The sequence below is a fragment of the Bradyrhizobium sp. WYCCWR15520 genome, from assembly GCF_056174665.1.
This window is the reverse complement of sequence record NZ_JBWBWM010000041.1, coordinates 1-22,416: the sequence shown is the minus strand read 5'-3', so window position 1 is coordinate 22,416 and position 22,416 is coordinate 1. Positions and strand designations below refer to the sequence as shown.

Below are 22,416 nucleotides of genomic sequence, written 5' to 3'. Positions count from 1 at the left end.
ACTGCGATGAACGCGTTCGCCCTGCACGATCTCTCCGACCAGGCCGCCGTCCGGCGCTGGGGAGCATCGGCGTTCGCAATTGTAGCCGCGCATGCCGCGCTGATCGCACTGGCGATGAACTGGAGCACGCAGCGGCCGGTGCCCGGCGTCTCGCTGCCGGCGATCATGGTCGACATGGCGCCGGTTACCGCCTCGCCGCAGCCGACGCCGATGGATCTCGCGCCGGGGCCTGTGATGCAGCAGGCGGATGCGTCACCGCCGGAGCCGGCCGTGGCGGAAGCCGTGCAGGAACAGATCGCGCCGACGCCGCCGCAGGAAAAGCCCGAAGTCGTCGCACCGCCGGAGCAGAAGACCGAGCCAACTCCGCCAAAGCCCGAGCCTGCCAAGGTCGAGCCCGAGAAAAAGCCGGCGCCGGTGAAGCCAAAGGTGGTCCGTGTGGACGCGAAGAAGCCGACGGAGGCACCGCCTGCGCCGCGCACGACAGCGTCTCCGAAAGCGGAACGTCAGGCGCCGGCCGCGTCGGCCGCCAGCGCCGGCGCATCAGCAGCGGCGATTGCGTCCTACAACCAGCTCGTCCTCGCCCATCTGCGGCGTTTCAAGCAATATCCGCCGGAAGCCAAAGCCGCCGGCAAACAGGGCGTCGGCCGGGTAAATTTCACCCTGAGCCGTACCGGTCAGGTGATGGCGAGCAAACTCGTCGGATCAACCGGCCATGCTGCGCTCGATGCGGAGAGTCTCGCGACGCTTCGCCGCGCACAACCCTTCCCATCCTTTCCGCCTGATATGAAGCAGGCCTCGATGAGCTTCACCATGCCGGTGTCGTTCGGGATCCACTAATCACTATTCCTTCACCGCGCCGGTCAGCGACGACACGTAGTAATCCACGAACAGCGAATAGAACAGCGCGACCGGCAGCGAGCCGAGCAGCGAGCCCGCCATCAGCGCGCCCCACTGGTAGACGTCGCCGGTGACAAGTTCGGTCAGGATCGCGACTGGCACCGTCTTGTTGGCGCCGCTCTGGATGAAGGCGAGCGCGTAGATGAACTCGTTCCACGACAGCGTGAAGGAGAAGATGCCAGCCGAGATCAGGCCGGGCACTGCGAGCGGCAGCGTGATCCGGCGCAAGATCTGCAAGCGCGTCGCGCCGTCGACCAGCGCGCATTCCTCCAGCTCATAGGGAATCGACTTGAAATAGCCGATCAGGAGCCAGGTGCAGAACGGTACCAGGAAGGTCGGATAGACCAGGATCAGCGCCATCGGCGAGTCGAACAGGCCGAACTGCACGATCACGGTGGCGAGCGGAATGAACAGGATCGAGGGCGGCACCAGATAGGCGAGGTAGATGCCGAGGCCCACGTAAGGGCTGCCGCGGAAACGCAGGCGCTCGATCGCGTAGGCCGCGAGCGTGCTCGCGAACAGCGACAGGAAGGTCGAGCCGATCGCCACGAACATCGTGGTTTTGAGCCAGGTCGGATAGGCGGTGTTGAACAAAAGGTGCTTGATATGCGCCAGCGTCGGCGAGGAGATCCAGAACGGATTGTGCTCCTTGTAGTTCAGAAGCTCCGCGTTCGGTTTGAACGAGGTGATCGCCATCCAGTAGAACGGGAACAGCAGGATCAGCACGAAGCAGGCCAGCGGCAGGTAGATCATCATCACCCGCCGCGCGCGGGAATCCCACGCCATGGTATCGGGCGTGGCGCTGGCGACGTTGCTGTTGCCGGGTGAGGCGGTTACGTCAGTCATTGGCTTCTCCCTGCTGCCATTTGCGGCGCGCGAGGCCGAAGTAGCTGAACAACGTCGCGAACACGAGGAACGGGATCATCGACACCGCGATCGCCGCGCCCTCGCCAAGCTCGCCGCCGGCGATGCCGCGCTGGAACGCAAGCGTGGCGAGCAGATGCGTAGAATTGACCGGCCCGCCGCGGGTGATGGCGTAGACGAGCTGGAAGTCGGTGAAGGTGAAGATGATCGAGAACGTCATCACGATCGCGAGGATTGGCATCATCATCGGGAAGGTGATGTAGCGGAAGCGCTGCCAGGCGCTGGCGCCGTCCAGCATCGCCGCTTCATAGAGCGAGGGCGAGATGGTTTGCAGCCCCGCCAGCAGCGAGATCGCCACAAAGGGGATGCCGCGCCAGATATTGGCGGCGATCAGCGAGAATCGCGCCGGCCAAGGCGTACCGAGGAAGTCGATATTGGTCGAGCGGATATGCAGCACGTCGACCAGGAGGTAGGAGATGATCGAGAACTGCGGATCGTAGATCCACCAGAACGCCAGTGCGGAGAGCACCGTCGGCACGATCCACGGCAACAGCACGATGGCGCGCAACAGGCTCTTGAGCGGGAAGTGGTTGTTGAGCAGCAGCGCCAGCCAGAAGCCGAGCGCGAATTTCCCTATTGTAGCGACGCCAGTATAGAAGACGCTGTAGAACACCGCGTTCCACCACAGGGGATCCTTGAGCAGGTACTGGAAATTCTCAAGTCCGATGAAGATGCCGCGCTGGCCGATCGTGGTGTCGGTGAAGGCAAGCCAAACGCCGAGGCCGAGCGGGTAGGTGAGGAACACCGTCAACAGTCCGATCGCCGGCGCAAGGCACATCACGATCAGGAACGGCTTGTAGTCGAGCAGCCGCGCGATCCAGCCCGGTTGCCGGAGCGCCATGCCGCGCGAGGGAAGGGTGGTTACAGACATTGAATTCATCCACGGTCGTCATTGCGAGGAGCGAAGCGACGAAGCAATCCATCTCTCCTGTGCGGCGCTATGGATTGCTTCGCTTCGCTCGCAATGACGGTTGATCCAGATCTACGGTTCAACGTCAGTCATCAGCGCCCCTGCCGCCGGAAATACCGCTTCGCGCGCTGCTCGGCTTCCGCAGCCGCGGCCTCCGGAGTCGATGCGCCGGTTGCCACGGCCGCGCACATCTGGATCAGCACGTAATCGGCGCTGACGGCGCCGGTCGCTGTCGAGATCGGACCCTTGTAGCCGTCATAGTAGGTGCTCTGCATCGTGTCCTTGAAGATCTTGACCTTGGGATCGCTGGACCAAACTGCGGCCTCGGCGTAGGCGGCAAGCGGCTGCGACCAGTAGCCGGAGTTGGCGTTGAGCCACGGCTCATACTGGTCTTTTTCCAGCATGAATTGCAGGAATGCCTTGGCGGCGTTGGGATACTGGCTGTGCTTGAACAGCATCGCGTTCAGCGTCAGTCCGGCCATCGGTGAAACCTTGGCCAGGCCCTTCGGCAGCAACTGATGCTCGCTGTCATCGGCGATCGCCTTGGTCGCCGGATCGTTCTTCAGCGAGAAATACAGCGAGACGCCGTTGGCGGTCAGCGAGATTTCCTGCGAGGAATATGCGCGGTTGTTGCTGACGTCGTTCCACGACGGTGTGCCGGCAATGAAGCTCGGGTAGATATCCTTGACCCACTTCAGGGCGGCGATGGTCTCCTTGCTGTTGATGACGACGTTACCCTCTTCATCGAGCAGGGAAGCGTTGTGCGACCATAGCGCCCAGTTGGCGAAGCCGTTGCCGTCGCCCTTGGCATTGCCGAGCGCAAAGCCGGCCGGCTTGCCCGCCTTGTGCAGCTTCTGGCACAGATCCAGAATTCCGGCATGGTCCTCTGGAACCTTGTCGAAGCCGATCGATTGCAGCACCGACTTGCGGTAGATCAGGGGGCCGGCAGTGGCGCCGAATGGCAATCCAATCCAGGCATCGCTCTTGTTGCGCTTGCCGTATTTCTGGGCCAGCGGCAGCCAGCCGCCGTAGCGCTTGCCGAGATAGTCGGCGACGTCTGTCAGCTCGACCAGCTTGTCGATGTAGATGTGCGGTGCGTCGGAGAAGCCGATGATGATGTCGGGGCCGGCACCGGAATTCGACGTCACCGCGGTCTGCTGATTGATGTCTTCCCAGCCGACGAAGTCGACCTTGACCTCGACGCCGGTCTCCTTGCTGAACTTGGCGGCATTGGCGCGGAACACGTCCTCATCGGCCTGCACGAAGCGCACCGGGCGCAGCATGCGCAAGGACGCGCCTTTTTCGATCGCAAGCTTCGGTGCAGGAACGTCGGCGGCCTTGATGGTGGATGCGGTCTGCGCGGATGCACCGGTCGCGGCGAGCGCTGCGACGGAAACGCCCAAAGCCAATGCTTCACGACGGGTGATGTCGTTCTTCATGGAGTCTCTCCCTGTTCTGGTTCCCAGCGTTGAATCGCCGGTGAACGTCGTTTGGAACGTTTTCCGCCGTCTCTAGCTGTTGGGGCCGCGGTCCATGCTGACGGGTTGCCAGCGGCGGAGCGAGGTCGTTTGCAGCACAGACGGATTGACGCAGCTTACCGGCCACATCCCCTGCAGGACCAGTGACAATTCGTAGCCCACGCGCCGCTTGCGCGCCTCGTCAAAACGTGCCGATGCCGACGCCACATGGGCGGTCAGAGTGACGTTTTCCATGGAGAGTAGCGGGTTGTTGTGAGACGGCGGTTCCTTCTCCAGCACGTCGAGGGCGGCGTGCGCGATCCAGCCCTCCTGCAGCGCCTTGATCAGCGCTTCCTCGTCCACGGTGGCGCCGCGGCCGGTATTGATGAAGACGGCAGAATTTTTCATCTGACGGAAATGCTTCTCGGTCAGCATGTGGTGCACCTCGGGCCGCGCCGGCGCGTGCATCGAGACAAAATCCGACTGCGACAGCACCTCCGACAGCGTCGAGGGGATCACGCCGTGGTCGTACATCAGCGTTTCCTGGATGAAGGGGTCGTAGGCCATCATGCGCAAGCCAAAGGGGGCGGCGCGCTTGGCGACCGCGCGGGCCACCCGGCCGAACGAGATGAAGCCGAGCGTCTGGCCCATCAGCCGCGGGATCTTCAACAGCGCGGGCCGGCCCTCCGACCAGCGGCCGGTGCGCACCATCTTGTCCTGCTCGACCAGCCGGCGGAACCCTGCCAGCAGCAGCATCATGGCGTGGTCGGCGACTTCCTCGATGAAGGTGTCGGGAATGTTGGTGACGGGAATGCCGCGGGCGGTGGCGGCCTTGACGTCGACCGAGTCGACGCCGACGCTGCCGAGCGTGATCACCTTGCAGTTTTCCAGAGCGTCGATGATCGCTTTCGTGATCGGCATGCCCTTGGCGTAGATCGCGTCCGCGGTCTTGGCCGCGGCGATGAATTCGGCCTCGTTGGCCGGCGCCTCGATGATTTCGGCCCCGATCGGATCGAGCGCTTCCTTCTCATAGTCATAGCCGCCGCCGGCGACCGTGAAGCTCGCGCCTTTCGGCGTTACCACCCTGAATTTCGGCATTTCCTGCTCTCCCGATTTTATTCTTCGGTGTTGGTTTGAGGCGGCGGGCGCCGCCACGTTCTTGTCTGACGCAACTTCACCTTTTACGCGACCTGACCCGCTCAGGCTACAATCGCCGGTTGCTCTTGCATTGGAAACACTGCTTTCCCGGCGGATTTCCGCTGACCTTCGTAACAAAGCGCTAAAGGGTCTCACGATAGAATGCGCCAAATCAATCGGCCAATCGCGTGCCACGCGCCTATTTCCGGAGATCCCCGTGAAGCTGACCAATCTCAAGATCACCCCCAAGCTGGGTATTCTCGTGGGCGTGACCCTGCTCGGTCTCTCCGCCGCCGGCGTGCTCGCAGGCTATCTGATGCAGCGTGAGATGCTCAATGCGCGCGTCGAGCAGACCAAAGCGATCGTCGACATGGCGCGCAACATGGCGCTCGGCCTGCAGAAGCAGGTTGCCGCGGGCCAGATGACCAAGGAAGCGGCGATCGCCGAGTTCAGCAAGCGGGGCAATACGCTGACCTTCGACAACGGCAATGGCTACGTGTTCGCCTACACCATGGATGGTGTCGCCGTGCTGGCGCCGGTTCCCAGCCAGATCGGCCAGAACCGCATGGATATCGACACCGGTGGCCGCAAGCTGGTGCGCGAACTGCGCGACGGCGTCGCGGCGAACGGCGAATTCATGCTGCGCTACGAATTCCGCAAACCCGGAGAGGAAGCGCTGATCCGCAAATTCTCCTACGTGGTTCCGATCCCCGGTTGGAACATGTTTGTCGGCACCGGCGCCTATCTCGACGATCTCGACACCAAGATGAAGCCGATTGCGCTCGTGCTCGGGCTTGCCATTCTCGGCATCGCGCTGGTGGCGGGCAGCATCGCCTGGATGATCGGCCGCAGCATTTCGAAGCCGCTGGCCCAGCTCGGCGCCCGCATGCAGGAGCTCGCCGAGGGCCGGCTCGATGGTGAAATTCCCGGCACCGGCCGCGGCGACGAGATCGGCGCGATGGCCGCGACCGTGCAGATCTTCAAGGACAACGCGATACGCATCCGCGGGCTCGAACAGAAGGAAGCCGAGGTGCAGGCGCGCGCCGAGGCCGAGCGCCGCGCAGCGATGGCGAATATCGCCAGCGACTTCGAACGCAGCGTCACCGGCATCGTTCGCTCGGTTTCGACAGCGGCAGCGGGCATGCAGTCTACCGCGCAGTCGATGACGGCGACCGCCAGCGACGCCAGCGCGCGCGCAGCGACCGTCGACGCAGCCTCCCAGCGTTCATCCGACAATGTCGGCACGGTCGCATCCGCCGCGGAAGAGCTCTCCAGCTCGGTCACGGAAATTTCGCGTCAGGTGGCGCGCTCCAGCGAGATCGCCACCAAGGCGGTCAACGACGCCCAGCGCACCAACGCCACTGTCGGCGCGCTCTCGACCGGCGCGGAGAAGATCGGCGAAGTGGTCAAGCTGATCCACTCGATCGCGGCGCAGACCAACCTGCTTGCATTGAACGCTACCATCGAGGCGGCGCGCGCCGGTGATTCCGGCCGCGGCTTTGCGGTGGTCGCATCCGAAGTGAAGGCGCTTGCCAACCAGACCGCGAAGGCGACGGAAGAAATCTCCTCGCAGGTTGCGGCGATGCAGGCTTCGACCAGCGAAGCGGTGGCTTCGATCGGCGGCATCTCGGAGACCATCGCGCAGATGAGCGAGATCACCGTCTCGATCTCGACCGCGGTCGAGCAGCAGGGCGGCGCCACCCGCGAAATCGCCCGCAACATTCAGTCGGTGGCGGCCGGATCGAACGAGATCTCGGCCCATATCGGCGGCGTCACCACGGCCGCGGCCGCAACCGGCAAGGCGGCATCCGAAGTGCTGGCAAGCGCCCGCGAGCTCGACACCCAGTCCGGCATGCTGCGCAGCGCGGTCGACGAGTTTTTAGGCAAGGTCCGGGCGGCGTAAGGTCTCACCCGTCATTGCGAGGAGCAAGCGACGAAGCAATCCATCTCTCCCCGTGCGGAGGTATGGATTGCTTCGCTTCGCTCACAATGACGAGGAGAGAGCGCCTCCTCACCCTACTGCTTCTCGATTCCCGCTTCAGTGATCAGCTTCTCCCATACCTTGAGCTGCTCCTTCACGAAGGCGTCGAACTCTTCCGGCGTGCCGGAGAACGCTTCCATGCCGCGCTCGGCGAGCTGGCTCTTGATGTCGGGACGTTCGACCACCTTGCGGATCTCCGCGTTCAGCTTCGTGACGACGTCCTTCGGCAAATTAGCCGGGCCGAAATAGCCCTGCCACGAGGTGATATCGAAACCCTTCACCGTGTCGTTCATGGTCGGGAGATCTGGCAACAACGCCGAGCGCTGCTTGGTGGTGACCGCGAGCGCCTTCAGCGCCTTGGCGTTGACGTGGGGCAGGCCGGTCGGAACGTCGATGAACATCATGGAGACGCGGCCGGCGATAAGGTCGGTCAAGGCGGGCGGCGAGCTCTTGTAGGGAACGTGAAGCAGATCGATACCGGCGAGACGGGCGAAGGTCGCGCCGGAGACGATCGCCGCCGAACTGCCGCTGGCATAGGAGTATTTGCCCGGCTCCTTCTTCGCCAGCGCGATCAGTTCGGCCACCGAGTTCGCCGGAACGTCAGGATGGATCACCAGCATGAAGGGAAGGTCGCCGGTCCGCGCGACCGGGGTGAAATCCTTGACCGGGTCGTAGGTCATGTTCTTCATCAGATACGGATTTGCCGAATGCGGCGTGTTCGTCGACACCATCAGCGTGTAGCCATCAGGCGCGGAGCGGGCGACCTGGCTCGCCGCGAGCGAGCCGTTGGCACCCGGCTTGTTTTCAATCACGATGCCGGTGCCGAGCGCGGTGCCGAGCTCCTTCGAGATGATGCGCGTCGTGGTGTCGGTGCCGCTGCCGGCGGCGAACGGCAGCACCAGTGTGATGTTGCGGTTCGGGTAGGGCGCCTGCGCGGCAGCCGTGGCGATCATCGCCAGCGTGAGGGGAGCCACAGCGGCGACGTGCCGGTACCGTTTCAATAACGCAAACATAAAGTCGTTTCCTCATTTGTTCTTATGTTGAATTGGCCGGCAAGCTAACCTGCCGTGGGACAAAGTGGAAGCCGGTAAGACGCTAGGCCGCAGCGGCTGCTAGGGCTTCTTCGCCGAGGCCCGCCGAGACGCGATCACGACGCCGGCCAGCACCAGCGCATAGCCCACCAGATGGAATAACCGCAACTGCTCGCCGAGCAGCAGGATCGCCATCGCCGAGCCGAACACCGGCACCAGGTGGAAGAACGGCGCGGCGCGATTGGGGCCGATCAGCGCCAGCCCGCGGTTGAAGAACAGGTACGCCAGCGTCGAGGGAAAGATCACGGCATAGCCCAGCGTCGCCATCGAGACGAAGTCGAATTTCAATGTGGCGCCGGTGGAAAACTCCCAGATCGAGAACGGCACCAGCATCAGCGCGCCGCAACAGGTGGTGAACGAGATCAGCGACAGCGCATGCGTCACCGGCCGGCGCGGGATCAGCGCCGAATACAGTCCGAACGACACCAGCGAGCTCGCAAACATCAGATCGCCGCGGTTGAAGCTGATATTGGCGAGCGCGCCGAAATCGCCGCGCAGGATGATGGTCAGGACGCCCGCGAGCGAGATGGTGATGCCGGCAAGCTGCGCCCCCGTCAGGCGGACGCCGAACAGCGCCAGCGACCACAGCGCGACGAACAGTGGTCCCGCCGACTGGATCAGAAGCGCGTTCAGCGCCTCGGTATATTGCAGGGCCCAGTAGGAGATCGCGTTGTTGTAGGCGAAGCCTACCAGCGACAAAAACAGCATCATCGGTAGATGCGCGCGGAGCACCGGCCAGTCTTGCTTCAGATGCGGCCAGGCAAAGGGCAACAGGATCAGAAAGGTGCCTATCCAGCGGACGCACGACAGCGTCAGCGGCGGCACGTGGCCTGCGACGTGGCGCGCCAGCACGATGTTGCCGGCCCAGAACAGCGAAGTCAGGGTCAGCAGCAGATAGGGCTGGTTGGTCAGCCACCGGACGGGACGAAAGGACGGCGGCGCTGGTGCGGGTTTGATCATGGTCGCGAGGCGCGATAGGGCCGGATTTTCCGCCACACGACAAGTCCCGCGCACGCAATGCTACAATGTCCTGCGGATTGTCCTTGGGCGGGAATCCGGGCCCGGATGGAGCCAACGGGTCGCGCGAAATGCGCTCCCGATGACAGGCTCCGCGAAGCAATCCATCGTGCGGCATAACGGATAGATGGATTGCTTCCACCTTCGAACTTCGGCGGACAAGTCGTCGCTTCGCTCCCTTGCGCAAACGCTTCGCGTTTGTCGCAGGCAATGACGGGTGGAGCCCCTCAGATACGCGGAATGCCAGCGTCGTTGATGACTTTCGTCCATCTGCCGATTTCGGCATTGATCAGCGCTCGCATCTCTTCCGGCGTGCTGCCGCGGACTTCGCCGCCGGTTGCCGTCTCCAGCGCCGTCTTCGCCGCTGGATCCGCCAACATCGACTGGATCTCCGCATGCAGTCGCTTCACGATGTCGGGCGGCGTGCCCTTCGGAGCCACCAGCCCCGCCCAGGTTCTGACGTCGAAATCCTTGACCCCGGCTTCCTGCACCGAAGGCACGTTCGGCAGCAATTTGGTGCGCGCGGGCGAGGTCACCGCGAGGCCGCGAATGGCGCCGCTGTCGATCTGGCCGGCGAGCAGCACGGTGGTCCCGACAATCACGGGAACGTCTCCGGCGAGCAGGGAGGTGACGGTCAGGGAGTCGCCGCGATAGGGGACGTGCACCATCTTGGTGCCGGCGGTGACGTTCAACAATTCGCCGGCGAGATGATGCGTGCTGCCGAAGCCGACCGAGCCGTAGCTGAGCCCGTCGGGCTTGGCTTTCGCCATCGCAAGCAGGTCCGAAAGCGTCTTGGCCTGAGAGTCCGCACGAACCGCGATCACCAGCGCGTAGTACACCATCGTCGACAGCATCTCGAAACTGTCGGTAGGGCCATAGGCGAGCTGCTTGTAGAGCGCGCCAGATATCGCGTGCGCTCCCGTGACGAGGCCGATCGTGTAACCATCAGGCGCGGATTTGGCGACGGCGTCTGCCGCGAGATTGCCGCCGGCGCCTGGCTTGGCTTCCACTATCACCGGCTGGCCCAGCCGCTTGGAAAGACCCTCGGAGACGATGCGTGCCATGGTGTCGGCGGCGCCGCCTGCCGCAAAGCCGTGCAGCAGCCGGATCGGCCGGTTGGGATAGGATTGCGCGGCCGCAATCGAAGGCGCCAGCCAGGCCAGGCTCAGCGCGGCGGCAACGATGCAGCAGCGCAGGGCAAACCATCGTCCATGCAGGACGTTCAACGATCGAGCCATCTGTTTCATCCCTGATGTTTGTTTTTGAATGTCGGTCCCGGAGATGCGCGGCGCGATTACTTCGCGCCGCGCATCTCCGGAGAAAATTCGGTCGCCTCCTTGGCTGGGCCGACGCCCCAGACGTCGCGCGGCAGTCCCATCCACGTCTTCGGCCGCTGCGGACGATCGCGGTGCCAGGGACGGGGTTCGAAATAGCCGAGCTCTTCGTCGAGCATCACGTCCATGCTGTAATAGAGCTCGATCAGATGGCGGTCGGGATTGTGGTGGTAGACTGCCACGTTGTGGCCGGGTCCGTGCCGGACCGGTCCCCAGAGAATCTGAAACCGGTTGCGCCCAAGCAGGTCGCAGGCCTGATGCATATGCGAGGCGTCGCGCAGCTCGAAGGCGAGGTGATGAAGCCGGCCGTCGGTGCCCCGGGCAAAATTCATCGCGTGATGTTCGGGACCGCAGCGCATGAAGACGAAATTTTCCTCGATGCGGTCGGAAACGCGGAAGCCGAGAACGTCGCCGAAGAATTCGGCTGTCCGCTCGGGATCTGGCGTGTGGAGCGCGACGTGGCCAAGCTTGGCGACGGCAAGGCCACGGATCGGTTCGACGGCCTTGCAGAACTCCCATCGGGAGAACAATTCGATCCGGTGCCCGTCCGGATCGTCGAAGACCAGCGCCTTCGCGATTCCCGGCGCCGTGTCGCTCCTGATCTCCGATTTGATGCCGTGGTCTGCGAGCGATTTCTGCAGGTCGGCGGGATCGAGATTGGGTGCCACTTCATAGGCAATGGAGGTCAGTTGCGAGGCTGTGCCGCGCTCCAGCGCCAGCGTCAACTCGTCGGACTCGGTGCCGAGCAGAATCCGGCCGTCGCTGCGCTGAATGACGCCGAGCCCGATGATCGACTGGTAGTAGTCGAGCTGCGCCTCGATGTCGGGGCTGGTAACGATGGCGTGTCGCAGCCGCTTGACCTTAATCATCTAGTGACCTCGTGAACGGTATGGGCCTGGATTGAAGGCATCGCGCTGCTCTCAATCCGGGGTCATCACGATCTTGCCGAACGCCGCGCCGGAATCGAGCAGTTCATGTGCGGAGCGCACGTCCGAGAGCTTGAAGCGCTTGAAGATCGAGGGGCGGATCGCGCCCTCTGCGAGATAGGAGATCACCTTGCGCATGATCTCGCGCCGGCCTTCGCGGTCGTGATCGTAGATGTGAAAGGAGAAGCAGCGGATCGCCGGGCAGATATCGAGATATTTTCGCATCTCGCGCATCGCGTTCTCCGCCGGCAGGCCGGCAAACGCGTTGTAGGAGACGATGGTGCCCCATTTATCGAGCGCGCCGAGATAGGAATAGAATTCGGGGCCGCAGACGTGATCGAGCACCAGGCTGACGCCGCGTCCGTCCGTCAGCGCGCGGGTGCGGGCGATGACGTCCTCGTCGCGATAGAAGATGGTTTCGTCGGCGCCCATCCGGCGCGCGAAGGTAGCTTTCTCCGGGGTCGAGACCGTTCCGATCACCTTCATCCCGGCGATCTTTGCAAGCTGCACCAGCGAGGTTCCGACGCCGCCGGCCGCCCCGATGACGAGGACGGAGCGGGGCGGCGTGGCGGCGCCGCAATGGTGCAGCAGCGCCCAGGCCACCTGGTAGTTCGCCAGGCAAACCGCGTCCTCGAACGCGACGTTTTCGGGCAGCAGGTGTACGGCGTCCGCAGGCGCTGCAACATACTCGGCGTAGCAGCCGCCGCGCTGGGCGAGGTCGCGCGCGCTGAGCAGCACCCGTTGGCCGGCGGAGACCTCGGTCACATCAGCGCCGACGGCGTCGACATAGCCGGCGACGTCATTGCCCGGATTGGCCGGCAACGGCGGCATCCATTTGTAGACGCCGCTGCGGATGAGCTTGTCGGGCTGGCCGACGCCAAAGGCCTGGGCGCGGATCAGGACGTCCCGGGCGCCCAATGCCGGCACCGGCACCTCCACATAGTCGAGCGCCTCCGGGCCCCCCGGACGATGCACCAATACAGCCTTCATGCGAGCACGGCCCCCCGATTTCATCCCAAGCAAGTATTTTCGAAAATATTGCTCATTACGAAAATTATTGCAACGGGATTCTGTTGGTCTAGGATCGTCTGGCTTTGTCACGAGAGAATCAATGAGCACGACGGCCCTCAAGGCACGCAAGGAATTCGGCAAGACGCTCGCTTCCGATATCGCCCACCGGCTGCGGAACGAGATCGTCACTTGCCGGCTCAAGCCCAATGAATCGCTGAAGTTCGACGCGCTCCGCCTGGCGTTCGGCGCGAGCTTCACGACGCTGCGCGAAGCCCTGACCTCGCTGGCGGCGGAAGGCCTGGTCGTGACCGAGGAGCAGCGGGGCTACAAGGTCGCGCCGGTGACGCTGGAGGATCTCGCCGACCTCACGCACGCCCGCATCCTGATTGAGGTCGATCTGCTGCGCCGCTCGATCGAAAAGGGCGATGACGACTGGGAAATAAGGGTTATTTCGTCGCTTCACCGGCTCGCGAAGATCGAGGAGCGGGCGCCGGAAGACTATGCCAACAATGCGGAATGGAAGTTGGCGCACCGCCAGTTCCATGAGGCGCTGGTCTCGGCTTCGGGATCGCCGACGCTGCTTGCCATGCGAAACGCGCTGTTTGACCGCGCCGAGCGCTACCGCAACCTGTCGGCCATGTTCAGGCCGCGCCAGCGCGACAAGGCCGGCGAACATCGCGCCCTGATGCAGGTCGCTATCAGCCGCAACGCCGATCAGGCCTGCGACCTGATCTGCAGCCACATCCAGACCACCTCCGATAACGTGGCGAAATACGCCGCCGGCGCGATCGGCGCGACCTGATCGGCCGCCGGCCTCAAAGCTTCCTAATCCCCCTGCATTTCAGCCGAACGCCGTTCGAGCGGCGAATTTCGATTGCATTCGGCATAATTTTCGAAAATAGTACATCTCAGCGAAATTCTAGCCATCCAAACCGACAAACTGAGAAGGATACCCGTCGCATGCGGCTGCTCTCATTTCTGAACCATGGCCGGGAGACCTGGGGCGCGATCGTCGGCGACGGCGTGGTCGACCTCGGGGCCAAGCTGCCCCACGCCACGCTGCAGGACTTCATCGCAAGCGGCGATTTCGAAAAGCGCGATCATATCGTGGCCGGCTTCAAGCCGGACCTGAAACTGTCCGACGTCACATACCTTCCGGTGATCCCGCGCCCGGAAAAGATCGTCTGTGCCGTGCGCAACTATCTCGACCATCACCAGGAGGCGGTCGCCTTCGGCATGCAGCGGGAGATCACCGCGTTTCCGCCGATCTTCCTGCGGGTGTGGCGCTCGCAGGTCGGCCACGACGCGCCGGTCATCCGCCCCAAAGTATCGACGCATCTGGATTGGGAGGGCGAACTGGCCGTGATCATCGGTAAGCCCGGCCGCCATATCTCCGAGGCCGATGCGATGGGCCATGTCGCCGGCTACTCGATCTACAACGATGTCAGCGTGCGCGACTATCAGCGGCACGCGCAGCAGATCGCGGCCGGCAAGAACTTTGTCGGCACCGGGCCGTTCGGGCCCTGGATGGTCACGACGGACGAATTGCCCGATCCGACCAAGCTGAAGCTCGAAACCCGCGTCAATGGCACGACCGTTCAGAAGTCGGACACGTCGTTCCTGATCTTCTCGATTCCGCGGCTGATCAATTACGCGTCCGAGATATTCGACCTCATGCCGGGCGACGTCATCGCCACCGGCACGCCGGCCGGCGTCGGCTTTACGCGCAAGCCGCCGATGTTCCTGGTGCCCGGCGACGTCGTCGAGGTCGAGGTGGAAAAGATCGGCGTGCTGCGTAACCCCGTGGTCGACGAGGCCGCGCAGTGACGGTGTACGACATCAGGAAGACGCAGGTCTCGATCGAGGAAGTCTGGCACGAGCGTGGCCCGCGCCGGACGCAGCCGCTATTGATCGGTACCGCGCTTGCCGTCATCAACAATCCCTATGCCGGCCGCTATGAGCCGGACCTGATGCCGTTTCAGACGGGCCTGCGCGATCTCGGCCGGCAACTGGCCCGGACCTTGTGCGAGCGCCTGGGCGGCAAGGCCGCCATCGAAGCCTATGGCAAGGGCGCGATCGTCGGCGGCGACGGCGAACTCGAGCATGGCGCGGTCTGGCACGAGGCCGGAGGCGCCGCGATCCGCGAAGTGATTTCGCAGGCGAAAGCGATCGTGCCCGCGGCCAAGACCGTCGGCGCGATCGGCACACGGCTGATGATACCTCTCGGTCATATCGAGGCGGCCTATGTGCGCAGCCATTTCGGCACCGCCGAGATGACGATCTGGGACGCGCCGCGGCGCGACGAGATCGTATTTGGCCTCGTGATGGCGACCGGCGGCCGGACGCACGCGCGCCTCGGTGGCCTATCGGTGGACCAGATTTCAGTCCACGACGGGCAGAGGTGAGCGTCGCGCTTTCGCACCAAACCGATGCCTTCACTCGACAAAGCGGACAGCGCGAGGACGCGCTGCCAAAGACGCGGCTGACATTCTACAAAAAGACGACCGCGAGGCGGCTCGTCTCTTCAAGCTCGCCGCCGACCAGGGACATGCCGACGCTTAGCGCGCTCTGAACGACCAGCATGTCGATCGGGAACTTCGGCTTTGTGAAATGCCTCGCACCGCCTGCGGGAGCCTATTGCGGCGAGCAACGCGAGTTCCCGAAAGCCGAGCACCGACAGTAAATTGTGGGTTCCACCGACGGTGTAGGTTCCCCGGCCCGAGTGAAGTCAAGATTCCTCCGCGTTTTGGACTTCGATAGAGGGTACTCGCTGACAACGACATCAAGAGGAGGCATCACCTAATGCCGACGAAAGACGGTTTTAGTCCAGGTCAGCCTTTGCCTGTCTTTCTCGCCGATGAACTTGAGGCGCAGGGTATCGGGAAAGCCTGGGACACAGCTGCTGTCTCGTCGCTAGTCCTCAAGGCGAGTATTTTGGTTGCAACGGCGACAGCTATCGGCATTGCAATTTTATCGGTAGGAAATCTGTCGACGCTCTTTGCAGATGTCACGGCTTCTTTTGCAAACGTCACGGCTTCACTGATCGACAAGTCGGCGGTCAAACCTGACACCGATCAGTCGACGCCAACAGTTCAATCGACAGCCGACGCTCAAGCTTTGCTGCCGACCGTACAGGACGCGCCAATCCGCGACGAAGTTGCTGTCGCCTCTGAACCCGCCGGTCAGAGTCAGACAGAAACCGGTCAAAGTCAGACAGAAAGTAGTGAGCCGGTAACTGAAGCCCTGTTTAAGCAATTCCAGGCTTGGGCGGACGAGAAAGATGCGCAGGCGCAGGTCGCGCCCGTGCATCCCGTGCAGGATGCCCCGACACAGGCTGTGCAAAATTCCCTGGCACAGGTTGCGGATAATCCCCGGGCATCTTCCCGGCCGGTGCAAAAGCGCCGAAACGCCCGGGCGGTCCATAATGCGCGAGCAGAGATACGGGCCGTGCACAATTCCCGAAAAAAGCTCCGGCGGGAGCGAAATGCACGGGTACAGGAGCCGCCCGCACAAGATGCCCGAGCCCAGCAACAGGGCCAGCTTGTGCAAAATGCCCAGACATCGCCATTGCCGGCCCCGTCGTTGCAGGTACCGTCGTTCCTGCAATCTTTCGGTTGGCGCAATTAGAGCCCTAAAACTTCCGCACCAGATCCGGTGTGATCTCGCTGAGCTTGCGGATGCCAAGCAGCGCGAGGTCACGGTCGATCTCGGCTTTCAGTAGCGCGATTGCGCGCTGTACGCCGGGCTCGCCGCCGGCGATCGCTGCGTAGAGGAACGGGCGGCCGATCCAGACGAAATGTGCGCCGAGCGCAAGCGCCTTGATTACGTCAGTGCCGCGGCGGATGCCGCCGTCGACCATGATGGTCATGCCTTTCGCTTCGGCGGCGATTTCCGGCAGCGTGCGCAGACCTGATATCGTGTAGTCGAGCTGGCGGCCGCCATGGTTGGAGAGCATCAGGCCGTCGACGCCGCTTTCGCGCGCGATTCTAGCGTCCGCCGGTGACACCAGCCCCTTGACCACGAGCTTGCCCTTCCACTTCCTGCGGATCAGCTCGACGTGCTTCCAGGCGAGCTGATCGCGGGCGCCGATGTTGCGCATCAGGTTCTTTGCCAGCACCGGCGGGCCGCGCTGCGCGTCCATGTTCTCGAAATGCGGCATGCCGTGGTTGATCAGCGTGCGCGCCCAGGTGCCGAACAGCCAGTGCGGATGGGTGACGGTATCCCAGAACACGCGCGGCGTGATTGCGAGCGGCACCTGAAAGCCGTTGCGGATGTTGTTCTCGCGGTTCGGCGGCACCGGCACGTCGGCGGTGACGACGAAGGTGTCGTAACCGGCCGCCGCCACGCGATCGACCAGCGGCTCGATGCGCTCGGGCAGGCCGGCGAGATAGGCCTGGTACCACGCCGCCTGGTTGGCAGCGCGAACATCTTCCAGCGTGATCAGCGACGAGGCGCTTAAAATCATCGGCACGTTTTCGGCTTTCGCCGCCTGCGTCAGCGCGATATCGCCGCGATAGGCTGATAGCGCCGAAGAGCCCATCGGCGGAATGCCGAACGGCGAGGCATAGGTTTTGCCGAACAGCGTCGTGGTCTGGTCGCGCCCCGAGACGTCGTTGAGCACGCGCGGCACAAAGCCGTATTCGTCGAAGGCTTTGCGGTTGTCGCGCATCGCGGCATCGGTCTCGGCGCCGCCGGAAATATAGCCGTAAAGGAATTTCGGAATCCGCCGCCGCGCGGTCGCCTCGAAATCGTCGAGCGCGAGATATTTTTGCAAATGCCGCGGCACCGTGCTGTCGGCGCGGGTCACGGTCGCGGGCGGTGCAGTCAAGCTGGTGGATTTGTCGAGCACGACGGGCGTTCCATCTTCTGGTTCTTGTTGGCGGCCTAGCGGCGGCGGGGCGGAGCGGCAGGTCTCGGGTCCGATTTGTTGATGGCGGCACTGACCTCGCCGAGCATCTTTCGCGCATCGGACAGGACCTGCCCGGATTTCTTGTCGAAACTTTCGATCAATTCGCGCATCGAGATCACGGTTGGCAGCAACTCGCCGCTATACTTGTCGCTGGCGAGGCCGCCGAGGAAGTCCTTGGTCTTGGTCAGCGCGCCGTCGACGGCGTTGATGCTGGACTCGGCGGTGCCGATGATGGACGTGATCTTCGCGCCGTCGCCTGACAGCGAGGCAGTGAACGTTTCGAAATTCCGCAACGTATCCTTGATCGCCACCTCATTGTCGGCGATCACCTTGTCGACGTTGCGCAGCGCGACGCGGATCTTTTCCTGGGTGTTGAGCGTGCCGTCGCGGTCGGCGGTCAGCTCCGGAATGCCATCCGCGCCCTTGGGCGGCGGCGCCGCCTCGTCCGATCCGCCGGTGAACGAAATCGCGGCGATCCCGGTCAGGCCCTGGAATTCGAGGCCGACCTGGGTGTCGCTCTTTACCGGCGTGTTGCCGTCGATCATGGCGAGCGCGACCACGCGGCGCGGATGGTCGAGCTGCAGCGACACTACTTCGCCGACCCGGATGCCGGCGAAATTCACGCTGCCGCCGTTGCGCAGGCCGGAAGCCGAGCCTTCGAAGACCACGCGAAACGGCACCTTCTGCTTGGCCCCGGCGAGCTTCTGATAACCGAGCCACGCGCTGAGCGACCCGGCGATCAGGGCCAGGGTCAGGGTGCCGATCATCAGATTGGTGGCGCGAACGCGCATCAAAATGCCTTTGCAAACGGCTCAACAGATAGCGGATTTACCACCGTAAGTCATTGCGGGTCTCCTTAACCTCTCCCCGCGAAGAGCGGGGAGAGGGGAGCGATAGTCCGTCGTCGCTAGTCCGCCTGCTTCCGCGATGCCACAAACACGCCGGTCAGCACCAGCGCAAAGCCGATGAAGTGGAACGCCTGAGGATGCTCGCCGAGAAAGATGATCGACATGATGGTTCCGAACACCGGCACCACGTGAAAGAAGGGTGCGGCGCGGTTGGCGCCGATCAGTTGTACGCCGCGATTGAAGCAGAGATAGGCGAGGGTGGAGGGAAACAGCGCGACGTAGGCGAGCGTCAACAGGTTCGCCGCATCGATCTGCATCAACGGCCGCGCAAACAATTCCCAGATCAACAGCGGGATCAGGCAGGCCGCGCCGGCGCCGAAGGTGAAGGCGACAAACGACAGGCCGTGGATATCAGGGCGCTTCAGCGACAGCACCGAATAGAGTCCGAAAATCGCGAGCGCCACGAGGAAGATCAGGTCGCCGCGGTTGAATTCGATATTGGAAAGTTTGGTGAGGTCGCCATGCATCAGGATGATGACCACGCCCGCCATCGACAACAGAACGCCTGCGGCCTGCGCCAACGTCAGCCGCACCCCGAGCAGCGCGAGCGACCACACCGCCACCACCAGCGGCCCGGCCGATTGCAACAGCAGCGTGTTCAGCGCCTGGGTATGTTCGAGCGCCCAATATTGCAGCGTGTTGAACGCCCCGATGCCGGTGATCGAGAGTACGATCATGATACCGAGCCGGCCGCGGATCGCGTTCCAGTCGCGCGCCAGATGTTTCCAGGCAAAAGGGAGGATGATCAGGAACGCGAACGACCAGCGCAGGAATGAAAGCGTCACCGGCGCGATGTGGCCGGCGGCCATCCGCCCGACGATGGCGTTGCCGGCCCAGCACAGCGCGGTGATGCTCAGCAAGAGGTAAGGCTGGTTGGCGAGCCAGTTTGCTGAAGGCGCTGACGACCTATGTTCGGTAGCCGACATTCGAGAATAGTGCCCCGGTCATGATGCCGCGGCCCGCGCCCGGCTGGCATCGCCGGGCCGGAAATGTGGCCCGGCCCTCGTCACAGACACGGATTTGTGGCGCTCATCAATGGTGCAGGATGCATCGCGACCATGCAGGGCGCCTTGCCCATTGTTTGGGGTTGCCAGCCGCCAGGCAAATATGCAATCAAAGGACGATTGATTCATGTGACCCAACCTGTGTTTGTTTTTCGGGCCGCATGCAGTGAGTTATTTGGCGTTATTTCGTATTGAGCGTCCGTTCGATCGTTGGGACCACGGCTTTTGAAGGCGACTGCGACGTCGGCAGCTTCCTCTCTCCGTGAGGTCGAATTTCTAGATGATGGGCCATTCCTTGAACAAGCCGATGCCGGCCGAAGAAGCCGAAGCCGAAACGCGCCACCAGTTTGCCGTTCGCGCCAACTCCATACTTGCCTTCATCGAATGCGATGAGGAGCAGCGCCCGAAACTGCGCGCGGCCATCATCGAGGCGATGCTATGGGCGCAGGCGCAGCCGAAGCTCACCCAATAGGCCGGCGTCGAGGCCGCTCACGCCACGAGCGCCCGTGCGATCGCGCCCGCCGCCCGCACGGCGTCGTTCGGATCGAGCTCGATCTGCAGGCCGCGCTGGCCGCCATTGAGAAACACGCTTGGATGACCGAGCGCGGCCTCTTCGATCGCGACCGGCACGCGCTTCTTCTGCCCGAACGGCGAGATGCCGCCGACATGGTAGCCGGTCAGCCGTTCGGCATCCGCCGGCCGCATCATCTTCGCGGCCTTGGCGCCAAAGGCGCTCGCGAGCTTCTTCATGCTGACCTCGCAATCCGACGGCACCACGGCGCAGACCGGCTTGCCGTCGGCCTCGGCCATCAGCGTCTTGAGCACGCGCGAGGGCGGCACCCCGAGCGCTTCGGCGGCCTGCAGTCCGACGCTCGCCGCATCCGGGTCGTAGTCGTAGGCATGGAGGGTGAATTTGACGCCGAGCTTTTCCAAAGCCTGCGTTGCGCGGGTGGTTTTCGACATGGCCCTTCCGTCATTGCCGGATGTTAATGCGTTCGTCGCCAAGCGGCCCCAAATTTTCGGGGGATATCAATGGGTTGGAGCCGTTCTAAGGACCCCCTAAAACCGCCTTCTTGCTTGCCTAGAGCACCCGCTTCCTTTATCCGGTGGGTGCCCCGCATGCGAACGGCCCCGGCCGTGATTTTGGCTGGGCAAGCTATAGCGTTTTCGAGCGAAGTGGATACCGGTTCGCGTGAAGAAAACGCGTCAAAACTAAAGGGCGCATGATCCGGAAAAGTGGATACCGGTTTTCCGGAGAGATCATGTTGGGACCACCAGATTTGCAGGGAACACTTTAGAAATGGCCAATGTTGTCGTCGTCGGCGCCCAGTGGGGCGACGAAGGGAAGGGCAAGATCGTCGACTGGTTGTCGGAGCAGGCCGATATCGTCGTGCGCTTCCAGGGCGGCCACAATGCCGGCCATACGCTCGTCATCAATGGCGAGACCTACAAGCTGGCGCTGCTGCCGTCCGGCGTACTGCGGCCAAGCAAGCTCGCGGTCATCGGCAATGGCGTGGTGTTCGATCCGCAGGCCTTCCTCGACGAAGTCGCGAAACTGAAGGGCCAGGGCGTCGCCATCAGCCCGGAAAATTTGCGCGTCGCCGAAAACGTCACGCTGATTCTGCCGCTGCACCGTGAGCTCGATGCGCTCCGGGAATCCTCCAACGCAGGCACTGCGATAGGCACCACGCGCCGCGGCATCGGCCCGGCCTATGAAGACAAGGTCGGCCGCCGCGCCATCCGCCTGATGGACCTCGCCGATCTCGACGCGCTGCCGCACAAGGTCGACCGGCTGCTGGCGCATCACAACGCGCTGCGCCGCGGCCTCAACCTCGAAGAATTCAACGGCAACGATATCCTCAAAGAGCTCACCGCGCTGGCGCCGAAGCTGCTGCCTTACGCAGAAACCGTCTGGCGGCTGCTCGACATCAAGCGCCGCGAGGGCAAGCGCATCCTGTTCGAAGGCGCGCAAGGCGCGCTGCTCGACGTCGACCACGGCACCTATCCCTACGTCACCTCGTCCAACACGGTGGCGGCGCAGGCGGCGACCGGGACCGGCATGGGCCCGGGCGCGGTCGGCTATGTGCTCGGCATCTGCAAGGCCTATACGACCCGGGTCGGCCAGGGACCATTCCCCACCGAGCTGAATAACGAGATCGGCGAGGAGATCGGCCGCCGCGGCAAGGAATTCGGCGTCAACACCGGGCGCAAGCGCCGCTGCGGCTGGTTCGATGCCGCGCTGGTGCGACAGACTGTCCGCACCTGCGGCATTACCGGTCTGGCGCTGACCAAACTCGATATCCTCGACGGCTTCGACACCATCGAGGTCTGCACCGGCTACATGCTGGACGGCAAGGAGATCGACCATCTGCCGGCGGGCGAGGGCGCCCAGGCCCGGGTGGTCCCGGTCTACGAGACCATCGAGGGCTGGAAAGAGCCGACCGCCAATGCCCGGTCCTGGGCGGATCTGCCGGCCCAGGCCATCAAATATGTCCGTCGGGTCGAGGAACTCGTGGGTTGTCCCATTGCATTGCTTTCCACCAGCCCCGAACGCGAGGATACTATCCTGGTACAGAACCCGTTCGAGGCTTAACGGGATGTTACTTCCGGGCCTGCAGTATTGAAGAGAAATGGCTGATTATTACCCGCTGATCGCACGCGCTATTGCAGGCCTGGACCCGAATGCTCCAGGCGAGAGCCGCCGTGCGCTCTATGAGCGGGCTCGCACCGCGCTGATCGCGCAGTTGCGCAGCGTTCAGCCGCCGCTTTCCGAATCGGAAATCACCCGCGAGCGGCTGTCGCTGGAAGAGGCCGTGCGCAAGGTCGAATCGGAAGCCGCCCAGCGCGCCCGCGAGGCCTCGCGGCCCGGCGGTGGCGGCGCTGCGCGCGGCGGCGATGCCTTCCGCCGCG

At 63.4% G+C, this 22,416-nt stretch carries 21 protein-coding genes and 1 pseudogene; 9 read left to right on the top strand and 13 right to left on the bottom strand.

The window, feature by feature from the left end; translation table 11 throughout:
* The first annotated feature begins 6 nt into the window (after nt 1–6).
* A complete protein-coding gene (locus AC0QUY_RS34210) occupies nt 7–837 on the top strand; it encodes an energy transducer TonB (RefSeq protein WP_161849634.1) in 831 nt (276 codons plus the stop codon).
* Nucleotides 838–840: 3 nt separating this feature from the next.
* Here the strand turns inward: AC0QUY_RS34210 and AC0QUY_RS34205 are convergent, their stop codons facing one another.
* From AC0QUY_RS34205 to AC0QUY_RS34190, 4 genes are all read right to left on the bottom strand, one after another.
* Nucleotides 841–1,683, bottom strand: a complete 843-nt coding sequence (locus tag AC0QUY_RS34205) for a carbohydrate ABC transporter permease (RefSeq protein WP_371419443.1) — start codon at nt 1,681–1,683, stop codon at nt 841–843.
* Nucleotides 1,684–1,735: 52 nt separating this feature from the next.
* Nucleotides 1,736–2,692, bottom strand: coding sequence for a carbohydrate ABC transporter permease (locus AC0QUY_RS34200; protein ID WP_161849632.1), 957 nt, complete (start codon nt 2,690–2,692; stop codon nt 1,736–1,738).
* A 131-nt stretch (nt 2,693–2,823) separates the two neighbouring features.
* Nucleotides 2,824–4,170, bottom strand: a complete 1,347-nt coding sequence (locus AC0QUY_RS34195; RefSeq protein WP_161849631.1) for an ABC transporter substrate-binding protein — start codon at nt 4,168–4,170, stop codon at nt 2,824–2,826.
* Between the two features lie 72 nt (nt 4,171–4,242).
* Nucleotides 4,243–5,286: a C-terminal binding protein gene (locus AC0QUY_RS34190; RefSeq protein WP_161849630.1), complete on the bottom strand. Its 1,044-nt coding sequence runs from the start codon at nt 5,284–5,286 to the stop codon at nt 4,243–4,245.
* A 256-nt stretch (nt 5,287–5,542) separates the two neighbouring features.
* Here AC0QUY_RS34190 and AC0QUY_RS34185 point away from each other — a divergent pair, with 256 nt between their 5' ends.
* A complete protein-coding gene (locus tag AC0QUY_RS34185) occupies nt 5,543–7,228 on the top strand; it encodes a methyl-accepting chemotaxis protein (protein WP_475390390.1) in 1,686 nt (561 codons plus the stop codon).
* A gap of 113 nt (nt 7,229–7,341) precedes the next feature.
* Here AC0QUY_RS34185 and AC0QUY_RS34180 read toward each other — a convergent pair whose 3' ends face one another.
* The 5 genes from AC0QUY_RS34180 to AC0QUY_RS34160 form a co-directional block, all read right to left on the bottom strand.
* A complete protein-coding gene (locus tag AC0QUY_RS34180) occupies nt 7,342–8,259 on the bottom strand; it encodes a Bug family tripartite tricarboxylate transporter substrate binding protein (protein WP_246738628.1) in 918 nt (305 codons plus the stop codon).
* A gap of 159 nt (nt 8,260–8,418) precedes the next feature.
* Nucleotides 8,419–9,357: a DMT family transporter gene (locus AC0QUY_RS34175; RefSeq protein WP_475390389.1), complete on the bottom strand. Its 939-nt coding sequence runs from the start codon at nt 9,355–9,357 to the stop codon at nt 8,419–8,421.
* Nucleotides 9,358–9,641: 284 nt separating this feature from the next.
* Complete coding sequence (locus AC0QUY_RS34170) at nt 9,642–10,652, bottom strand: tripartite tricarboxylate transporter substrate binding protein (RefSeq protein ID WP_475390388.1); 1,011 nt, start codon at nt 10,650–10,652, stop codon at nt 9,642–9,644.
* A gap of 56 nt (nt 10,653–10,708) precedes the next feature.
* Complete coding sequence (locus AC0QUY_RS34165; protein ID WP_475390387.1) at nt 10,709–11,617, bottom strand: VOC family protein; 909 nt, start codon at nt 11,615–11,617, stop codon at nt 10,709–10,711.
* A 51-nt stretch (nt 11,618–11,668) separates the two neighbouring features.
* Entirely contained in the window at nt 11,669–12,664 is a 996-nt protein-coding gene (locus AC0QUY_RS34160; protein ID WP_475390386.1) for a zinc-dependent alcohol dehydrogenase family protein, read from the bottom strand.
* Nucleotides 12,665–12,785: 121 nt separating this feature from the next.
* Between AC0QUY_RS34160 and AC0QUY_RS34155 the strand changes: the two genes are divergently transcribed.
* The 4 genes from AC0QUY_RS34155 to AC0QUY_RS34140 all read left to right on the top strand — a co-directional run bounded on the left by AC0QUY_RS34155 (nt 12,786) and on the right by AC0QUY_RS34140 (nt 16,312).
* On the top strand, nt 12,786–13,487 hold the full coding sequence (locus AC0QUY_RS34155) for a GntR family transcriptional regulator (protein WP_475390385.1): 702 nt from the start codon (nt 12,786–12,788) through the stop codon (nt 13,485–13,487).
* Nucleotides 13,488–13,645: 158 nt separating this feature from the next.
* Nucleotides 13,646–14,512 (top strand): fumarylacetoacetate hydrolase family protein, encoded by an 867-nt coding sequence (locus AC0QUY_RS34150; protein ID WP_161849623.1) that lies wholly within the window; start codon nt 13,646–13,648, stop codon nt 14,510–14,512.
* A complete protein-coding gene (locus tag AC0QUY_RS34145; protein WP_161849622.1) occupies nt 14,509–15,090 on the top strand; it encodes an amino acid synthesis family protein in 582 nt (193 codons plus the stop codon). The genes AC0QUY_RS34150 and AC0QUY_RS34145 overlap by 4 nt, the downstream gene beginning before the upstream one ends.
* Before the next feature lie 397 nt (nt 15,091–15,487).
* Nucleotides 15,488–16,312: a hypothetical protein gene (locus tag AC0QUY_RS34140; protein ID WP_475390384.1), complete on the top strand. Its 825-nt coding sequence runs from the start codon at nt 15,488–15,490 to the stop codon at nt 16,310–16,312.
* A 4-nt stretch (nt 16,313–16,316) separates the two neighbouring features.
* On the opposite strand, the gene AC0QUY_RS34135 is transcribed toward AC0QUY_RS34140, so the two are convergent.
* The 3 genes from AC0QUY_RS34135 to AC0QUY_RS34125 all read right to left on the bottom strand — a co-directional run bounded on the left by AC0QUY_RS34135 (nt 16,317) and on the right by AC0QUY_RS34125 (nt 19,428).
* Complete coding sequence (locus tag AC0QUY_RS34135) at nt 16,317–17,471, bottom strand: alpha-hydroxy acid oxidase (RefSeq protein WP_161856174.1); 1,155 nt, start codon at nt 17,469–17,471, stop codon at nt 16,317–16,319.
* Between the two features lie 98 nt (nt 17,472–17,569).
* On the bottom strand, nt 17,570–18,385 hold the full coding sequence (locus AC0QUY_RS34130; RefSeq protein WP_475390383.1) for an MlaD family protein: 816 nt from the start codon (nt 18,383–18,385) through the stop codon (nt 17,570–17,572).
* Nucleotides 18,386–18,501: 116 nt separating this feature from the next.
* Nucleotides 18,502–19,428: a DMT family transporter gene (locus AC0QUY_RS34125; protein ID WP_475390382.1), complete on the bottom strand. Its 927-nt coding sequence runs from the start codon at nt 19,426–19,428 to the stop codon at nt 18,502–18,504.
* 358 nt (nt 19,429–19,786) lie between these two features.
* Here AC0QUY_RS34125 and AC0QUY_RS34120 point away from each other — a divergent pair, with 358 nt between their 5' ends.
* Nucleotides 19,787–19,978, top strand: a complete 192-nt coding sequence (locus AC0QUY_RS34120; RefSeq protein ID WP_475390381.1) for a hypothetical protein — start codon at nt 19,787–19,789, stop codon at nt 19,976–19,978.
* Nucleotides 19,979–19,995: 17 nt separating this feature from the next.
* On the opposite strand, the gene ybaK is transcribed toward AC0QUY_RS34120, so the two are convergent.
* The gene (gene ybaK / locus AC0QUY_RS34115) at nt 19,996–20,469 is read right to left on the bottom strand and encodes a Cys-tRNA(Pro) deacylase (RefSeq protein ID WP_161849617.1); all 474 of its coding nucleotides are present in this window, start codon (nt 20,467–20,469) and stop codon (nt 19,996–19,998) included.
* Between the two features lie 337 nt (nt 20,470–20,806).
* Here ybaK and AC0QUY_RS34110 point away from each other — a divergent pair, with 337 nt between their 5' ends.
* Both AC0QUY_RS34110 and AC0QUY_RS34105 read left to right on the top strand, forming a co-directional pair.
* Nucleotides 20,807–22,099 (top strand): adenylosuccinate synthase, encoded by a 1,293-nt coding sequence (locus AC0QUY_RS34110; protein ID WP_161849616.1) that lies wholly within the window; start codon nt 20,807–20,809, stop codon nt 22,097–22,099.
* Nucleotides 22,100–22,136: 37 nt separating this feature from the next.
* Nucleotides 22,137–22,416, top strand: a pseudogene (locus AC0QUY_RS34105) (hypothetical protein); the annotation flags it as partial.

Coding starts and splice junctions, on each gene's coding strand:
- AC0QUY_RS34210 (WP_161849634.1), top strand. CDS start 7: ATGAACGCGTTCGCCCTGCACGATCTCTCCGACCAGGCCGCCGTCCGG.
- AC0QUY_RS34205 (WP_371419443.1), bottom strand. CDS start 1,683: ATGGCGTGGGATTCCCGCGCGCGGCGGGTGATGATGATCTACCTGCCG.
- AC0QUY_RS34200 (WP_161849632.1), bottom strand. CDS start 2,692: ATGTCTGTAACCACCCTTCCCTCGCGCGGCATGGCGCTCCGGCAACCG.
- AC0QUY_RS34195 (WP_161849631.1), bottom strand. CDS start 4,170: ATGAAGAACGACATCACCCGTCGTGAAGCATTGGCTTTGGGCGTTTCC.
- AC0QUY_RS34190 (WP_161849630.1), bottom strand. CDS start 5,286: ATGCCGAAATTCAGGGTGGTAACGCCGAAAGGCGCGAGCTTCACGGTC.
- AC0QUY_RS34180 (WP_246738628.1), bottom strand. CDS start 8,259: ATGATCGCCACGGCTGCCGCGCAGGCGCCCTACCCGAACCGCAACATC.
- AC0QUY_RS34175 (WP_475390389.1), bottom strand. CDS start 9,357: ATGATCAAACCCGCACCAGCGCCGCCGTCCTTTCGTCCCGTCCGGTGG.
- AC0QUY_RS34170 (WP_475390388.1), bottom strand. CDS start 10,652: ATGGCTCGATCGTTGAACGTCCTGCATGGACGATGGTTTGCCCTGCGC.
- AC0QUY_RS34165 (WP_475390387.1), bottom strand. CDS start 11,617: ATGATTAAGGTCAAGCGGCTGCGACACGCCATCGTTACCAGCCCCGAC.
- AC0QUY_RS34160 (WP_475390386.1), bottom strand. CDS start 12,664: ATGAAGGCTGTATTGGTGCATCGTCCGGGGGGCCCGGAGGCGCTCGAC.
- AC0QUY_RS34155 (WP_475390385.1), top strand. CDS start 12,786: ATGAGCACGACGGCCCTCAAGGCACGCAAGGAATTCGGCAAGACGCTC.
- AC0QUY_RS34150 (WP_161849623.1), top strand. CDS start 13,646: ATGCGGCTGCTCTCATTTCTGAACCATGGCCGGGAGACCTGGGGCGCG.
- AC0QUY_RS34140 (WP_475390384.1), top strand. CDS start 15,488: ATGCCGACGAAAGACGGTTTTAGTCCAGGTCAGCCTTTGCCTGTCTTT.
- AC0QUY_RS34130 (WP_475390383.1), bottom strand. CDS start 18,385: ATGCGCGTTCGCGCCACCAATCTGATGATCGGCACCCTGACCCTGGCC.
- AC0QUY_RS34125 (WP_475390382.1), bottom strand. CDS start 19,428: ATGTCGGCTACCGAACATAGGTCGTCAGCGCCTTCAGCAAACTGGCTC.
- AC0QUY_RS34120 (WP_475390381.1), top strand. CDS start 19,787: ATGATGGGCCATTCCTTGAACAAGCCGATGCCGGCCGAAGAAGCCGAA.
- ybaK (WP_161849617.1), bottom strand. CDS start 20,469: ATGTCGAAAACCACCCGCGCAACGCAGGCTTTGGAAAAGCTCGGCGTC.
- AC0QUY_RS34110 (WP_161849616.1), top strand. CDS start 20,807: ATGGCCAATGTTGTCGTCGTCGGCGCCCAGTGGGGCGACGAAGGGAAG.